Origin of the sequence: Streptomyces sp. NPDC093094 (assembly GCF_044754345.1) — a bacterium.
In the GTDB taxonomy this organism is placed as follows: Bacteria; Actinomycetota; Actinomycetes; order Streptomycetales; family Streptomycetaceae; genus Streptomyces.
The window spans coordinates 1-13588 of record NZ_JBIVOX010000002.1; the positions used below are offsets into that span (position 1 = coordinate 1).

Here is a 13588-nt window from a genome sequence, read left to right on the forward strand (position 1 = left end):
CCAGATCAAGTGGGGCCTGGACTACATGAACTCCCGCTACGGCTCCCCCGTCGGCGCCTGGAACTTCTGGCAGGCCAACGGCTGGTACTGAGCCGGACCCGGCCGGCCACCGGCCTCCCCTCCGCTCACCTGACGGCGGCGGCCCCCGATCCCCGGGGGCCGCCGCTTCGGCGTTCTCCGGGACCTGCCGGACGGGCCCCGGGCGTCAGCGCGCGCTCACCCGCAGCTCCTTCACCCCGTTGATCCAGGCCGAGCGCAGCCGGCGGGGCTCGCCGGCCAGGCGCAGGTCCGGCATCGCGTCGGCGATCGCGTCGAAGATCAGGCCGATCTCCAGCACGGCGAGGGACTTGCCCAGGCAGAAGTGCGGTCCGCCGCCCCCGAAGCCCAGGTGCGGGTTCGGATCACGGGTGACGTCGAAGACCTCCGGGCGCGCGAAGACCTCCGGGTCGTGGTTCGCGGAGGAGTAGAAGATCCCGACCCGCTCGCCCTTCCTGATCACCTTCCCGCCCAGCTCCGTGTCCTGGACGGCCGTGCGCTGGAAGGCCACCACCGGTGTCGCCCAGCGCACGATCTCCTCGGCCGCCGTCACCGGCCGCTCCCGCTTGAACAGCTCCCACTGGTCCGGGTGCGTCAGGAACGCGTGCATCCCGTGCGTGATCGCGTTGCGGGTGGTCTCGTTGCCCGCGACCGCCAGCATGAGGACGAAGAAGCCGAACTCGTCGGAGGCCAGGTTGCCCTCGTCCTCGGCCGCGACCAGTGTCGTGACGATGTCCCTCGCGGGGCACTCCTTGCGCTCCGCCGCCATGTTCATCGCGTACGCGATGATCTCCGCGGCCGACTGCGCCCCGACCTCCTCCGTCACGGCGTACTCCGGATCGTCGTAGGCGATCATCCGGTTCGACCAGTCGAAGATCCTCGCGCGGTCGTCCTGCGGCACGCCGATCAGCTCGGCGATGGCCTGGAGGGGCAGCTCGCAGGCGACCTCCGTGACGAAGTCGAAGTCCCCCTCCCGCGCCGCGGCCGCCGCCACGATCGACCGCGCCCGCTCCCGCAGCCGCCCCTCCAGCGCCCTGATCGACCGCGGGGTGAACCCCCGCTGCACGATCTGCCGGACCCGGGTGTGCTCCGGCGGGTCCATGTTGAGCAGGATCAGCCGCTGGGCGTCGATCCGGTCGCGCTCGATGCGTTCGTTGAAGCGGATGATCGCGGTGTTGAGGGTCGACGAGAAGAGCTCCGGGTGCGTCGACACATGCCTGACGTCGGCGTGCCGGGTCACCGCCCAGTAGCCCTCGTCCTGGAAGCCCGCCACGTTCCCCGGCTGCGGGATCCAGCGGACCGGTTCGGCCCGGCGCAGCTCGGCGAACTCCGGCAGGGGCACTCGGTGGTGCAGCACGTCGGGGTCGGTGAAGTCGAACCCGTCGGGAAGCGCTGGACAGGGCATCGGCGGCTCCAGCCGTACGACCGCTTGTCTGACGGTTCATCAGATACAGGGCGTGGAGAAGGTAGTTCGGCGCCCTCGAACCTGCAAGACCCTTGCGGTGACCGGCATCACATCCGAGACTGCACACAGAACTAGAACACGTACTAGTTCCCAAGGAGAGCACGCCCAGCCACCCCCCGCCCCCTCTCCGAGAGGACCGCACCCCATGGCCGCCGAACCCGTGATCGTGGAAGCCGTCCGCACCCCCATCGGCAAGCGCGGCGGCGCGCTCGCCAACCTCCACCCCGCCTATCTGCTCGGCGAGACCTACCGCGAACTCCTCGCCCGCACCGGCATCCCCGCCGACTGCGTCGAGCAGATCGTCGGCGGCACGGTGACCCACGCCGGCGAACAGACCATGAACCCGGCGCGCACGGCCTGGCTGACGATGGGCCTGCCCTACGAGACCGCCGCGACGACCGTCGACGCGCAGTGCGGCTCCTCCCAGCAGGCGTCGCACATGACCGCCAACATGATCGCGGCGGGCGTCATCGACGTCGGCATCTCCTGCGGCGTGGAGTCCATGTCCCGCGTCCCGCTCGGCTCGGCCTCCAAGCACGGTCCGGGCAAGCCGTTCCCCGACGAGTGGAACGTCGACCTGCCCAACCAGTTCCAGGCCGCCGAGCGCATCGCCCACCGCCGCGGCCTCACCCGCGCCGACGTCGACCGCCTCGGCCTCCTCTCCCAGCAGCGGGCGGCCACCGCCTGGGCCGAGGAGCGCTTCAAGCGCGAGACGTTCGCCGTGCAGGTCCCCACCACCGAGGAGGAGCAGTTCGCCGGGCAGGGCATGTGGCGCCTGGCCGACCGGGACGAGGGCCTGCGCGACACGTCCATGGAGGCGCTGGCCGGACTGAAGCCGGTGATGCCGAGCGCCGTCCACACGGCCGGGAACTCCTCGCAGATCTCCGACGGGGCCGCGGCGATCATGTGGGCGTCCAAGAGGACGGTCCGCGCCCTCAAGCTCCGGCCGAGGGCCCGGATCGTCGCCCAGGCCCTCGTCGGCGCCGACCCCCACTTCCACCTGGACGGCCCCGTCGACGCGACCAAGGCCGTCCTGGGCAAGGCGGGCATGTCCCTGCACGACATCGACCTCGTCGAGATCAACGAGGCGTTCGCCTCCGTCGTCCTGAGCTGGGCCCAGGTCTTCGACCAGGATCTCGACAAGGTCAACGTCAACGGCGGTGCGATCGCCCTCGGTCACCCCGTCGGCGCGACGGGCGCCCGTCTGATCACGACCGCGCTGCACGAACTGGAGCGCACGGACAAGGAGTTCGCGCTGATCACCATGTGCGCGGGCGGCGCGCTGGCCACCGGCACGATCATTCAGCGGCTGTAGCCGCTGCTCCACCTCACGAACGCCGTGAACGCCGTGGGCCCGAGCGTGAGCACCGGGCCCGCGGGGTTCTTGGAGTCGCGGACGGCGACGGCGGTGGAGCATTCGGAGACTTCGAGGCAGCTGCCGCCCTGGTCACCGCTGTACGAGGACTTGCGCCAGGACAGGGTGCCGATCGGCGCGCATTCGACGCACTCGCCGCCCTGATCGCCGCTGTAGCTGGACTTACGCCAGTGAATCGCCTGGTTCCGCATAGCGTTCCTCCATCACTCGCCGGATCAGCTCCGCCGACTCCTTCAAGGAGAGGGCGGCGGCCCGGAGATGATCGTAACGGAGTGAGCAGTCCTTGACGGTGTCTGGATTCGCACTCGGATGGCCGCTGCCGTACCCCTCCGTGTAGACGATGGCCGGGTCGCTGGAGAAGCGGAAGAGGTCGAAAGAGCCTTGCAATCCGGCATGGACGCCCGCCTCGTGCGGCAGGATCTGAACGTTGATCAGAGGGTTTTTCTCAAGAGCCAACAGGGCGGCCAGTTGATCACGCATGACTTTCGACCCACCCAGCCTCGGAAGCAATGCTCCCTCACTGATGACCGCCCAAAAGACCGGCGGCTCCTCCTTCTCGAAGATGCGCTGGCGTGACAGCCGTGCGGCGGTGCGGTCGTCGAGGAACGACTGATCCAGTGCACCAAGAACTGCGCGGGCGTACGCCTCGGTCTGAAGCAGACCGTGCACCAGGTGCGTGTGGAACGTGCAGATCTCCACCGCCCGCCGCTCCAGCTCCGCAACCTGCTGAAACCAAACCGGCAGTTGCGACCGCAGCACCAGGTCCACGAGCCGTGACAGCAGGCCCCCCGTCCCCAGGGCCACGTCCACCCGCTCGCTGAACTCCGGTGTCGGCACCTTCCGGGCGGTCTCGATCTGGCCGATCAGGGACCCCGTGTAGCTGACGATCTCCCCGAGCTGTCTCTGCGTGAGCCCGGCCGCCTCACGGTGTCTGCGCAGCTCGAAGCCGTAGTAGTCGAGCGGCGAGGCCCCCGGGTCGAGGACGTTGATGTGGGTCACGCGAACAGCCCCTCTCACCCCACTCGGTCCACTGCGGGACCCGTTGTGTCCGTTCGGTAGCCCAGAGTAGTCACGCCAGGCCAGCCTCGTCCCGTGAACGAATACATTCCCCCCACGCTCCTGGCCCCCTACAGCCCGCAGTACCGCATGCATCTCACGGCGGGAGCGCACTCCGCGGGCCACGTCCGCCGTATCGCCCGCTCGCTGCTGACGGAGTGGGGCATGGCGGAGCTGGCGGACGCCACGGAACTGGCGCTGACGGAGCTGGTCGCGAACGTCGTACGGCATGTCCCGGGCCGCCGCTGCACCCTGTTGATCCAGCGGCGGCGGGACGGCGTCCGTGTGGAGGTCACGGACGACGGCCCGCACCTGGCCCGGCCGCTCCCCCGCTTCCCGCTGGACGCGGAGTGCGGCCGGGGCCTGCACCTGGTCGGCGCGGTCACGGACAGGTGGGGCGTCGTCTCCGCCCCCGGAACGGGCAAGACGGTGTGGTTCGAGTGCGGACCGCAGGTCTAACGCTCCACGGGAACCCGTCTCTCCTCGTCGTCCGTCCTCCGGGCCGCCCCGGCCGGCCGTGCCCGGGGGCCCTGGAAGACGTACACCAGCGCGAAGCCGGCGGCGACGACGGCCGCGCCGCCCACCGCGTCCAGGACCCAGTGGTTGCCGGTCGCGACGATCGCGCAGACCGTGAACAGGGGATGCAGGAGCCCGAGCGCCTTCATCCAGGCTCTGGGGGCGACGATCGCGATGACCAGGCCGCACCACAGGGACCAGCCGAAGTGCAGGGACGGCATGGCGGCGTACTGGTTGGTGAGCGCCGTCAGGGTGCCGTAGTCCGGCCGGGCGAAGTCCTGGACGCCGTGCACGGTGTCGACGACGCCGAGGTCCGGCATCAGCCGGGGCGGGGCGAGCGGGTAGAGCCAGAAGCCGACCAGGGCGAGCAGGGTGGTCAGGCCGAGCGTGGAGCGGGCCCAGCGGTAGTCGACCGGGCGGCGCCAGTACAGGACGCCGAGGACGGTCAGCGGGATCCCGAAGTGGAACGACGTGTAGTAGAAGTCGAAGAACTCCCGCAGCCAGCCGGTCTTCACGACGGCGTGGTTGACGGCGTGCTCGATGTCGAGGTGCAGGAAGCGTTCGATCGCCAGGATCTGCTCGCCGTGCTCCTCCGCCCGGGCCCGGCCCGCCGAGTTGCTGCCGCCCGCCGCCGCGAGGCGGACCTGCTGGTAGGCGGCGTACGTGACCCGGATGAGCAGCAGTTCGAGGAAGAGGTTGGGGCGGGTCAGCACCCTGCGCAGGACGGGCCGCAGGGGGACGCGCCCGGACCGGGCCGGGACCGCCGGGGCGTAAGAGGTCGGGACGGGCCGGTCGTGGAGGGGCGAGGTGCGGGACAGGAACGGGACGGACGTGGCCGCCGCCAGGGCCGCCAGGAGGATCACGTTGTCCCGCAGCGGGTGCAGCGCGGGCACGTCCGGCAGCATCATCCTCGCGGGCAGGGTCATCACGAGGACGACCGCGACCGGCCACACGAACCGGTCCGAGGCCCGCGTGCCGGCCCGGCCGACGACCGCGAGCAGCACCCACAGCAGCTGGTGCTGCCAGGCCGTGGGCGCCACCACGATCGCCGTGCAGCCCGTGACGGCCACGGCGAGCAGCAGCTGGCCGTCACGGGCGTAGCGCACGGCCCGGCGCACGCCGAGGACGGCCACGGCCGCGCCCAGCGCCAGGAACAGCGCGATCTCCGGCGGTCCGGACAGGCCGAGCCGCAGCAGGGCACCGTGCAGGGACTGGTTGGCCAGGGCGTCCGCCGCGCCGCCCAGGCCCGTGCCGGCCACGTGGTGGACCCAGTAGGTGAGGGAGTCCTGGGGCATCGCCGCCCAGGCCAGGGCGGTGGCGGCGGCGAAGGTGGCTCCGGCGGACTCGGCCGCCCTGCGCCGGCCGGTGCACCACAGCAGCGGCGCGAACAGCAGCAGCGTCGGCTGGAGGGCGGCGGCCAGGCCGGCCAGGACGCCGCTCGCCCGTTCACCGCGTACGGCGAAGCAGCCGAGCAGGACGAGCAGGACCGGGATGATGCTGGTCTGGCCGAGCCAGAGGGTGTTGCGCACCGGCAGCGACAGCATCAGCAGGCTGATCGCGACGGGCGCGGCGAACGGGGAGGCGCGCCGCCCGGCCGGCAGGGCCCGCGCGGCCACCAGGCCCAGCGCGACGACCAGCAGCAGTGTCCCGAAGGTCCAGCCCCAGCCCAGGGTCTGTTCAGCCGAACGAGTGAGGGGCTTGAGGACGAGACCACCGAACGGGGTGCCGGTGAACAGGGTCGAGTCGTAGAGCGAGCCCTCCACGTGGAGCACGCCGTGCGGGCCCACCCAGGTCTCCAGGTCGGTCAGCCGCTCGCCGCGCGGCGAGCCGAGGACGACGGCCATCTGGCGTGCGGCGAGTATCGCGGCGATCAGCCACAGGCCGAGCCGGACCATCCGCCGGCGGTGGCCGGCCGGGCCGACCGCTGTCGCCCCGAAGCCTTCCGCCGGTCGTCCACCGCGCTCCGCATCCGCCACGCCTCGTCGGCCTCCCGCCCCGTACGTCCCACGCACCGCGTTCCCGGGGTGCCTCTCCCGGCCCGCGCGGGCGGCGACACCCCTGCGGGACAGAAACAGGCAACCTGGGACTCACCTGACATCAAGTCTTCATTCGCCCCGAAGACGATAGTCGCGGACAAGTCGTCCCGCTTCTCCGGAAGGGCGGGTACCTCGGGGGCGGGACCGGGAACCGGATCTTCCGTGGCGTCGTCGCAAGCTCGTAGTCGGCTCTACGGAGGGCTCGGGGGAAATGATCGGATCTGTGTTCGGACGGTCACGTGCGCGTGCGCTGGCGACACTGCTGGTGCTGCTCGGCGTCCAGCTCGGCGCACAGCTGGCCGCGCCCGCGTATGCGTGCGGGTGCGGCGCGATGGTGCCGGACGCACGGCAGCGGGTGCGGGTGGACCGCGAGGAGTCCGTGGTGCGCTGGGACGGGCGCCGGGAGCAGATCGTGATGCGGCTGACCGTGGGCGGCGACGCCCGGAAGGCCGCCTGGATCATGCCGGTGCCGCACCGGGCGACGGTACGGCTGGGCGACCCCGGTCTGTTCGACGAGCTGGCCGCCGTCACCGCGCCCGTCCACCGCGACCGGACCTACTTCTGGCCGAGGGACGGGGACTGGCCGTTCGTCTCCGACGGCGACACGGCCGGCGCTCCGCCGCCCGGCGCGGCCGGCGGAGCCGGGGTGGACGTGGTCGGCCGCCGGCGTCTCGGCCCCTTCGACGTGGCCCAGCTGACGGCGACGGACCCGGACGCCCTGGAGCGATGGCTGCGCGACAACGGCTTCACGCTCCCGGACCGCCTCCGTGAGGCGCTGCGGCCGTACGTCGAGCTGCGCTGGGAGTACGTGGCGATCCGGCTGGCACCGGACGCGGCCGGGACGCCCGCGCCCTCCGGCTCCGCCCCCGCTTCCGCCTCTCCTTCTGCCTCCGCCTCCGCCTCGCCGGATCCGTACGGCACGCCGGCGCCCGGCTCGTCGTCCGCCCCGGGAGCCGCGCTCACCGGCGCGCTCGACCCGCTGCACCTCAGCTTCGCCGCCGAGGAGCCGGTGTACCCGATGCGGCTGTCCCGGCTGGCGGCCACCCCGCAGTCCCTGGGGCTGTACGTGCTCGCCGGGCACCGGATGGAACCGCGCTCGCGGATCGGCGGTGAGCGGCCGCGGGTGACCTTCGCCGGGCAGGTCGGCACGGAGGCCACGGGCCCGCTGGCACGGCTGGCGCAGGGCACGCCGTACCTGACCGCTCTCGCGCAGGAGTTCCCGCAGCCGTCCCGGATCTCCGGCGACCACGAGCTGACCCGGGCCGCCGCGGACACCCCGTTCCGCCAGGTGATCCACGACGACCGGCTGCTCAGCGTCGCGGGGGTCCCGGTCTGGCTGCTCACGCTCGGCGGCACGGCGGTGGCGGCCGCCGGAGGCTCCGTGCTGTTCCTCCGCTCCCGCAGGCGCGCGGCCCTCGCGGAAACGCCGGGTGGCTGAAATCAACGGCGCTCGAACGGTGCTGGCACTACGTTCGCCTGAGGTAACCGGTCAGCGCTCCTGACGAACGAGACGCAGCCACGAAAGGCACAGGTGCATGAGCCAGTCAGAGTCCTGGGAAGCGGTCGACGCCTACTTCGCCGCCCAGCTCGCACCGGACGACGAGGCCCTCCTGGCGGCCCTGCGGGACAGCGAGGCCGAGGGCCTGCCGCCCATCGCGGTCTCCGCTCCGCAGGGCAAGCTGCTCCAGCTCCTCGCCCAGGTCCAGGGCGCCCGCACCATCCTGGAGATCGGCACCCTGGGGGGCTACAGCACCATCTGGATGGCCCGCGCGCTCCCGGAGGACGGCAGGCTGGTCTCCCTGGAGTACGACCCGCACCACGCCGAGGTCGCCACCCGCAACCTCGCCCGCGCGGGCCTCGACAAGATCGCCGAGGTCCGGGTCGGCGCGGCCCTGGACTCCCTGCCCCTCCTCGCCGACGAGAACCCGCCGCCCTTCGACCTGGTCTTCATCGACGCCGACAAGGGCAACAACCCGCACTACGTGGAGTGGGCGCTCAGGCTCACCCGCGCGGGCAGTCTGATCGTCCTCGACAACGTCGTACGGGGCGGACGTGTCCTGGACGCCGGCAGCACCGCCTCCGACGTCCTGGGCACACGTGCCGCCCTCGACCTCATCGCCTCCCACCCGCGGCTGAGCGGCACGGCGGTGCAGACCGTCGGCTCGAAGGGCTGGGACGGCTTCGCGCTGGCCCGGGTGCTGGCGTAGGGGGTCCTCCCGGCTCAGACCTCGTGGTAGAAGCCGACGTTGACGCTGCGCGGCGCGGTGCGGTCCTGGACGACGATCTCGCCGTTGCCGCCGCGCGGCAGCCGCACCGTGCCGCCGTACGCGATGGTCTGGGCGTACTCGCCGACCGCGAGCCGGACCTCGGAGGACGGCTCCGCCTGCGAGCCGCGCAGCCAGGTCACCTGCCACACGCCGTCGGCGCCGCAGCCGAACTCCAGGTGCACCCGGGAGACGAACAGCCAGTCCTCCGGCGTCACCAGTCTGCACAGGGACGCGTCCCGGCCGACCCGCAGCACGGCGCCGGGCTCGCTGGGCGCGTCCGCCATGAGCATTCCGGCCGTGGCTCCCGCTTCCGCCCCGGAGACGGTGGCCATGGTCAGTTCGAGCACGTGCGCTCCCCTTGGAAGGTCCTTGAGCAGCGGGCCGGTCGGTACGCCGCGGCCGCATACTAAAACGCCCGGCCGTATCCCGTCCGGCACAATGGGTTCATGACCGAGCGAAAGCCACCGGGGGTCAGCTTCGAGTCCTGGACCGACAGGCAGATCCGCGACGCGGAGGCGCGGGGCGAGTTCGCCCGGCTTCCGGGGGTCGGCAAGCCGTTGCCGGCCGACGTCGAGCAGCCGTACGACGAACTGTGGTGGGTCAAGCGCAAGATGGCCCGCGAGGGCCTGGCGGTCCTGCCTCCCGCTCTCGCCCTGCGCAAGGAGGCCGAGGACGCGCTCGTCGCGGCCATGAAGGCTCCGTCCGAGCAGAGCGTGCGCCACATCGTCGAGGCCGTCAACGCCAAGATCCGCGACATGATGTTCCGCCCGCCGCCCGGCCCTCCCCTGGGCCTGAAGCCGTACGACGTCGAGGACGTCGTACGGCAGTGGCGGGAGGGCCGGGCCCGGGAGACCTCGGGCGATTAGCTCTCGAACCGGCGCGACGGGTCCGTGTGCTGCGGGGGTTCCGCCGTGGGCGGTGCGGGTGTCACCGCCGGTGGCTCCTCCCGGCGTTCCTGGGGCTTCGCGAGCGTCTGCCGGTCCGCCGCCTCGGGGGCGGGGTCCGTGCGGCCGCCGGCACCCGTGCCCGTGAGCGCGGTGCGGCCGTCGCCGTGACCGTTTCCGCGGCCGTCGCCGCCGCCTTCGTGCAGGAGGATCTCCGCGAGTTCGCGGTAGTCCCGCAGGGCGAGGCGGAGCCGCTCGGTGTCGTCGGCCCCGGCGCCCGGCGCGTCACCGGACTGCCAGGAGCTGCGCAGGGTCCGCCGCCGCCGGGTGACGGCGTCGGTGAAGCGCGCGGCGATCTCCTCCAGCGTGCGGTCGGCCTCCTCGACGGCGTGCCGGGGTCCGTCCACGAACTCGGCGACGGCGTGCCGCAGCCGCTGTCCGAGCCTGTCGCGGTCCTCGCTCGCCAGCAGCGGGGCGGTGGTGCCGCCGGCCTGTCCTGTCACCTCGGTCATACCCGGCTCCCCTTCCTGTGCGTCGTCCGGGCCCCCGCCCCCACCAGGTCCTCGAACAGCTCACGCGCCTCGACCATGGCCTCGCGCATCTCCTCGGTGGACCGGCCGTCCCTGCCCTGCCCCTCGGAGGTCTGGGCGAGCCGGTGGACGTGCCGGTAGCCCTCCACGTGCGCCGCGTGGTGCACGGACAGCGCGGAGAGCTGTTCGTCGTAGTGGTGGCTGTCCGGGAAGCCCTTCGCCTCCGCGGCCTCGGCGAGCAGATGGTCCGCCTCGGACACGGCCGCGCGCGGCGCGTCGACGAACAGCTCCTGGGCGGCCGTCCAGCGGGCCTCGAAGCGTTCGCGCCGGGCCGCCTCCAGCGGTTCCGGGTGCAGGTCGCCGTGGCGTTCGACGCGTTCGGCGAGTTCGCGTTCGGCGGCCGCGGTGTCCCCGTCGTGCCGGGCCACCGCCCGGTCGTACTCGGGTCCGAAGCGGCGCCGCAGACTGCGTCCGCCGTGCGGGCGACGGGCCCGCAGGGCCGCGAGGGCGGCGACGGCGACGACCACGACCGCCACGACCACGATCAAAGCGATGATCAGTCCTGTGGACATGTAAGCCTTCCGGGTTGTCGATGCCCGACGGCCCTCCAACGGGGCCGGTTCGATTACCGGGTTGCCCGTGAAGGCGCTGTGAAACGGCCGCCACCCCCGGTGACCGGCCGGTCCCGGCCACCGCCGACAATGACCGTATGACCACGACCGCCTGGACGATCGCCCCGGAACCCGTCGGCTCCCCGGCCGCAGCCCTGCTGTGGCGGGCGTACTACACCGAGGTCAGCGACCGCTGGTACCTGCTGCACGAGGGCCGCCGCACCGACCCCGACGATCTGGAGCGGGAGATGGCGGCCGGGTCGACGGACGGGCTGGTCCCGCCCGCGGGACAGCTGCTGGTGGCACGCCTCGGCGGCGAGCCGGCCGGCATGGCGGGCGTGCGTCTGGCGGATCCGCGCACGGCCGAACTCAAGCGGGTGTTCCTCCTGGAGGGCATGCGCGGCAAGGGCGGGGCGGCGCTGCTGCTGGCCGCGGCCGAGGACGCGGCACGGGCGCTGGGCGCCGGGCGGATGATCCTCGACACCCGCAGCGACCTCGTCGAGGCGCGGGCGCTGTACACGCGGTCCGGCTACGAGGAGACGGAACGGCACAACGACGAGCCGTACGCGGAGCACTGGTTCACGAAGAACCTCCTGTGAGCGCCGCTTCCGCCGGCTCCACCGCCCTCGCCGTTCTCACCGCCCCGGCCGGCTTCACGCGAAACGCGGCTGCGGGTTGTCCTCGTGGGGCTCCTCCCTCTCGGAGCCACACAGTTCGCCGTTCAACTCCTTGACCAGTTGGACCAGATCGGTGGGCCGGTCCGGGCCCCACCAGTCGCCGAGGAGCTCGGCGAGGGACTCCTCCCGGGCCAGGGCCAGCCGCTCGGCGACCTCGCGGCCCGCATCGGTGAGCAGGAGATCGAGCCCCTCGCGCCGGGCCAGTCCACGCTCCTCGACCTGGCGCGCGGCCTCGATGACCACCGTCAGCGGCACCGGGCTGCGCTCCGCCAGCACGGCCGGCTCCACGGACCCGTACCGCTTGATCCGCAGCAGCATCCAGCTCGCCGCGGGCAGCAGGTCGTACCCGGCCCGCTCGGTGATCTTCCGGTACACCTCGCGCCGCCCCTCGCGGGTGCCGAGCACCGACAGCGCCCGGCACACCTCGTCGTACGACGACCGCTCGACGGGATTGCTGGCCAGCGTCTCCGTGACGTCCGGCGCGGTGACCGAGGCCCGCAGCCGGTCCTCCTTGAGGAACCACGCCAGCACGAAGCCCACGAGCGCGACCGGGGCGGCGTAGAGGAACACGTCGGTGATGGCGGTGGAGTACGCGTGCAGGGCGTCGGTCTGCTCCTGCGACGGCAGCGACCGGATGGCGCGCGGGTCGGCGGAGAGCGACTCGGGCGTGACGCCCGCCGGGAGCTGCACACCGCGGAAGGCGTCGGTGAGCTGGTCGGCGAGCCGGCTGGAGAAGACCGTGCCGAACACGGCGACACCGAACGACGCGCCGATCGAGCGGAAGAAGGTCGCGCCGGAGGTGGCGACGCCGAGATCCTCGTAGCCGACGGCGTTCTGCACGATCAGCACCAGCACCTGCATCACGAGGCCCAGCCCGAGACCGAACACGAAGAAATAAGCGCTCATCTCGCCGGTGGAGCTGTGCTCGTCGAGTTCGTGGAGCAGCAGCAGACCGAGCGCGGTGACGCCGGTGCCGGCGATCGGGAACACCTTCCAGCGGCCGGTGCGGCTGACGATCTGGCCGGACACGGTCGAGGACAGCAGCAGCCCGACGACCATCGGCAGCATGTGCACACCGGACATGGTCGGGGTGATGTCATGCACGACCTGGAGGAACGTCGGCAGGAACGTCATCGCGCCGAACATCGCGAAGCCGATGATGAAGCTGATGACGGCCGACAGCGTGAAGGTGCGGATCCGGAACAGCTTCAGCGGCAGCACCGGTTCGGCCGCCCTGCGCTCCACGGCGACGAACGCCACGGCCAGCAGGACGCCGAGCACCGCGAGCCCGATGATCTGGGGCGAGTCCCAGTCCCAGGTGGTGCCGCCGAGGGAGGCGACGAGGACGAGGCAGGTCGCGACGGAGGCGATGAGGAAGGTGCCGAGGTAGTCGATGACGTGCCGGGTCGACTTCGGCGGCAGCCGCAGGACGGTGGCGATCACCACGAGTGCGACGACGCCGACGGGCAGGTTGATGTAGAAGACCCAGCGCCAGCTCAGGTGCTGGGTGAACAGTCCGCCGAGCAGCGGCCCGAGGACGCTGGTGGCGCCGAACACCGCGCCGAACAGCCCCTGGTAGCGGCCGCGGTCACGGGGCGGGACGAGATCGCCGACGATCGCCATGGACAGCACCATCAGCCCGCCGCCGCCCAGACCCTGCACGGCCCGGAAGGCGATCAGCTCCGGCATGTTCTGGGCGAGTCCGCACAGCGCCGAGCCGATCAGGAAGATCACGATCGCGGTCTGGAACAGCCGCTTGCGCCCGTACTGGTCGCCGAGCTTGCCCCACAGGGGGGTCGCGGCGGTGGCGGCCAGCATGTACGCCGTGACGACCCAGGAGAGGTGCTCCAGTCCGCCGAGGTCGCTGACGATGGTCGGCAGCGCGGTGGAGACGATGGTCTGGTCCAGGGCGGCCAGCAGCATCCCCAGGAGCAGGGCGCCGATCGAGACGAGGACATTGCCGGGGACATGCTCCTGATCGGCGGCCGGCCCCCGCTCCGCCCGCAGCGCGTCGGTCATACGGTCCTCCAGGGACTCGCTCGCGTTACCCCTCCCATCGTGGTGGGTGTGTCCCGTTATGGCCTGTCGAGTCCTGTCGGAGCCGGGAATTCCGGGGGCTTGGGGCGGATGCGGTG

At 72.1% G+C, this 13588-nt stretch carries 14 protein-coding genes and 1 pseudogene; 7 read left to right on the forward strand and 8 right to left on the reverse strand.

Annotation, left to right across the window (positions count from 1 at the left end):
• Positions 1–91 (forward strand): annotated as a pseudogene (locus tag ACIQGV_RS02855) (lytic transglycosylase domain-containing protein); the annotation flags it as partial.
• 114 nt (positions 92–205) lie between these two features.
• On the opposite strand, the gene ACIQGV_RS02860 reads toward ACIQGV_RS02855, so the two are convergent.
• Entirely contained in the window at positions 206–1441 is a 1236-nt protein-coding gene (locus ACIQGV_RS02860) for a cytochrome P450 (RefSeq protein ID WP_402489535.1), read from the reverse strand.
• 205 nt (positions 1442–1646) lie between these two features.
• Here ACIQGV_RS02860 and ACIQGV_RS02865 point away from each other — a divergent pair, with 205 nt between their 5' ends.
• The gene (locus ACIQGV_RS02865; RefSeq protein ID WP_402489538.1) at positions 1647–2816 is read left to right on the forward strand and encodes a steroid 3-ketoacyl-CoA thiolase; all 1170 of its coding nucleotides are present in this window, start codon (positions 1647–1649) and stop codon (positions 2814–2816) included.
• Here the strand turns inward: ACIQGV_RS02865 and ACIQGV_RS02870 are convergent.
• A complete protein-coding gene (locus ACIQGV_RS02870; RefSeq protein WP_402489541.1) occupies positions 2804–3067 on the reverse strand; it encodes a DUF397 domain-containing protein in 264 nt (87 codons plus the stop codon). The genes ACIQGV_RS02865 and ACIQGV_RS02870 overlap by 13 nt on opposite strands.
• Entirely contained in the window at positions 3039–3875 is an 837-nt protein-coding gene (locus ACIQGV_RS02875) for a helix-turn-helix domain-containing protein (RefSeq protein ID WP_402489544.1), read from the reverse strand. The genes ACIQGV_RS02870 and ACIQGV_RS02875 overlap by 29 nt, the downstream gene beginning before the upstream one ends.
• Before the next feature lie 93 nt (positions 3876–3968).
• On the opposite strand from ACIQGV_RS02875, the gene ACIQGV_RS02880 reads away from it, so the two are divergent.
• Complete coding sequence (locus tag ACIQGV_RS02880; protein ID WP_402489547.1) at positions 3969–4391, forward strand: ATP-binding protein; 423 nt, start codon at positions 3969–3971, stop codon at positions 4389–4391.
• Here ACIQGV_RS02880 and ACIQGV_RS02885 read toward each other — a convergent pair.
• A complete protein-coding gene (locus tag ACIQGV_RS02885; RefSeq protein WP_402489550.1) occupies positions 4388–6424 on the reverse strand; it encodes a bifunctional glycosyltransferase 87/phosphatase PAP2 family protein in 2037 nt (678 codons plus the stop codon). The genes ACIQGV_RS02880 and ACIQGV_RS02885 overlap by 4 nt on opposite strands.
• 271 nt (positions 6425–6695) lie before the next feature.
• Between ACIQGV_RS02885 and ACIQGV_RS02890 the strand changes: the two genes are divergently transcribed.
• Positions 6696–7922, forward strand: a complete 1227-nt coding sequence (locus ACIQGV_RS02890; protein WP_402489553.1) for a DUF2330 domain-containing protein — start codon at positions 6696–6698, stop codon at positions 7920–7922.
• 97 nt (positions 7923–8019) lie between these two features.
• On the forward strand, positions 8020–8691 hold the full coding sequence (locus ACIQGV_RS02895; RefSeq protein ID WP_402489554.1) for an O-methyltransferase: 672 nt from the start codon (positions 8020–8022) through the stop codon (positions 8689–8691).
• A gap of 14 nt (positions 8692–8705) precedes the next feature.
• On the opposite strand, the gene ACIQGV_RS02900 is transcribed toward ACIQGV_RS02895, so the two are convergent.
• Positions 8706–9098 carry a hypothetical protein gene (locus ACIQGV_RS02900; RefSeq protein WP_402489557.1) on the reverse strand — a complete coding sequence of 131 codons (393 nt, stop codon included), beginning with the start codon at positions 9096–9098 and terminating at the stop codon, positions 8706–8708.
• 99 nt (positions 9099–9197) lie between these two features.
• Between ACIQGV_RS02900 and ACIQGV_RS02905 the strand changes: the two genes are divergently transcribed.
• A complete protein-coding gene (locus ACIQGV_RS02905; RefSeq protein WP_402489560.1) occupies positions 9198–9617 on the forward strand; it encodes a DUF1992 domain-containing protein in 420 nt (139 codons plus the stop codon).
• On the opposite strand, the gene ACIQGV_RS02910 is transcribed toward ACIQGV_RS02905, so the two are convergent.
• Together ACIQGV_RS02910 and ACIQGV_RS02915 are read right to left on the reverse strand one after the other, a co-directional pair.
• Positions 9614–10147, reverse strand: a complete 534-nt coding sequence (locus ACIQGV_RS02910; RefSeq protein ID WP_402489563.1) for a hypothetical protein — start codon at positions 10145–10147, stop codon at positions 9614–9616. The two genes, ACIQGV_RS02905 and ACIQGV_RS02910, sit on opposite strands and share 4 nt — an antisense overlap.
• Entirely contained in the window at positions 10144–10737 is a 594-nt protein-coding gene (locus ACIQGV_RS02915) for a hypothetical protein (protein WP_402489566.1), read from the reverse strand. The genes ACIQGV_RS02910 and ACIQGV_RS02915 overlap by 4 nt, the downstream gene beginning before the upstream one ends.
• 137 nt (positions 10738–10874) lie before the next feature.
• Between ACIQGV_RS02915 and ACIQGV_RS02920 the strand changes: the two genes are divergently transcribed.
• Positions 10875–11375, forward strand: a complete 501-nt coding sequence (locus ACIQGV_RS02920) for a GNAT family N-acetyltransferase (protein WP_402489568.1) — start codon at positions 10875–10877, stop codon at positions 11373–11375.
• A 54-nt stretch (positions 11376–11429) separates the two neighbouring features.
• Here the strand turns inward: ACIQGV_RS02920 and ACIQGV_RS02925 are convergent, their stop codons facing one another.
• Positions 11430–13472 carry a DHA2 family efflux MFS transporter permease subunit gene (locus ACIQGV_RS02925; protein ID WP_402489571.1) on the reverse strand — a complete coding sequence of 681 codons (2043 nt, stop codon included), beginning with the start codon at positions 13470–13472 and terminating at the stop codon, positions 11430–11432.
• Positions 13473–13588 lie beyond the last annotated feature (116 nt).

Excerpts from the sequence above, each read along its gene's own strand:
- ACIQGV_RS02890 (WP_402489553.1), top strand. The coding sequence starts at position 6,696 with ATGATCGGATCTGTGTTCGGACGGTCACGTGCGCGTGCGCTGGCGACA.
- ACIQGV_RS02865 (WP_402489538.1), top strand. The coding sequence starts at position 1,647 with ATGGCCGCCGAACCCGTGATCGTGGAAGCCGTCCGCACCCCCATCGGC.
- ACIQGV_RS02915 (WP_402489566.1), bottom strand. The coding sequence starts at position 10,737 with ATGTCCACAGGACTGATCATCGCTTTGATCGTGGTCGTGGCGGTCGTG.
- ACIQGV_RS02895 (WP_402489554.1), top strand. The coding sequence starts at position 8,020 with ATGAGCCAGTCAGAGTCCTGGGAAGCGGTCGACGCCTACTTCGCCGCC.
- ACIQGV_RS02925 (WP_402489571.1), bottom strand. The coding sequence starts at position 13,472 with ATGACCGACGCGCTGCGGGCGGAGCGGGGGCCGGCCGCCGATCAGGAG.
- ACIQGV_RS02870 (WP_402489541.1), bottom strand. The coding sequence starts at position 3,067 with ATGCGGAACCAGGCGATTCACTGGCGTAAGTCCAGCTACAGCGGCGAT.
- ACIQGV_RS02910 (WP_402489563.1), bottom strand. The coding sequence starts at position 10,147 with ATGACCGAGGTGACAGGACAGGCCGGCGGCACCACCGCCCCGCTGCTG.
- ACIQGV_RS02920 (WP_402489568.1), top strand. The coding sequence starts at position 10,875 with ATGACCACGACCGCCTGGACGATCGCCCCGGAACCCGTCGGCTCCCCG.
- ACIQGV_RS02905 (WP_402489560.1), top strand. The coding sequence starts at position 9,198 with ATGACCGAGCGAAAGCCACCGGGGGTCAGCTTCGAGTCCTGGACCGAC.
- ACIQGV_RS02860 (WP_402489535.1), bottom strand. The coding sequence starts at position 1,441 with ATGCCCTGTCCAGCGCTTCCCGACGGGTTCGACTTCACCGACCCCGAC.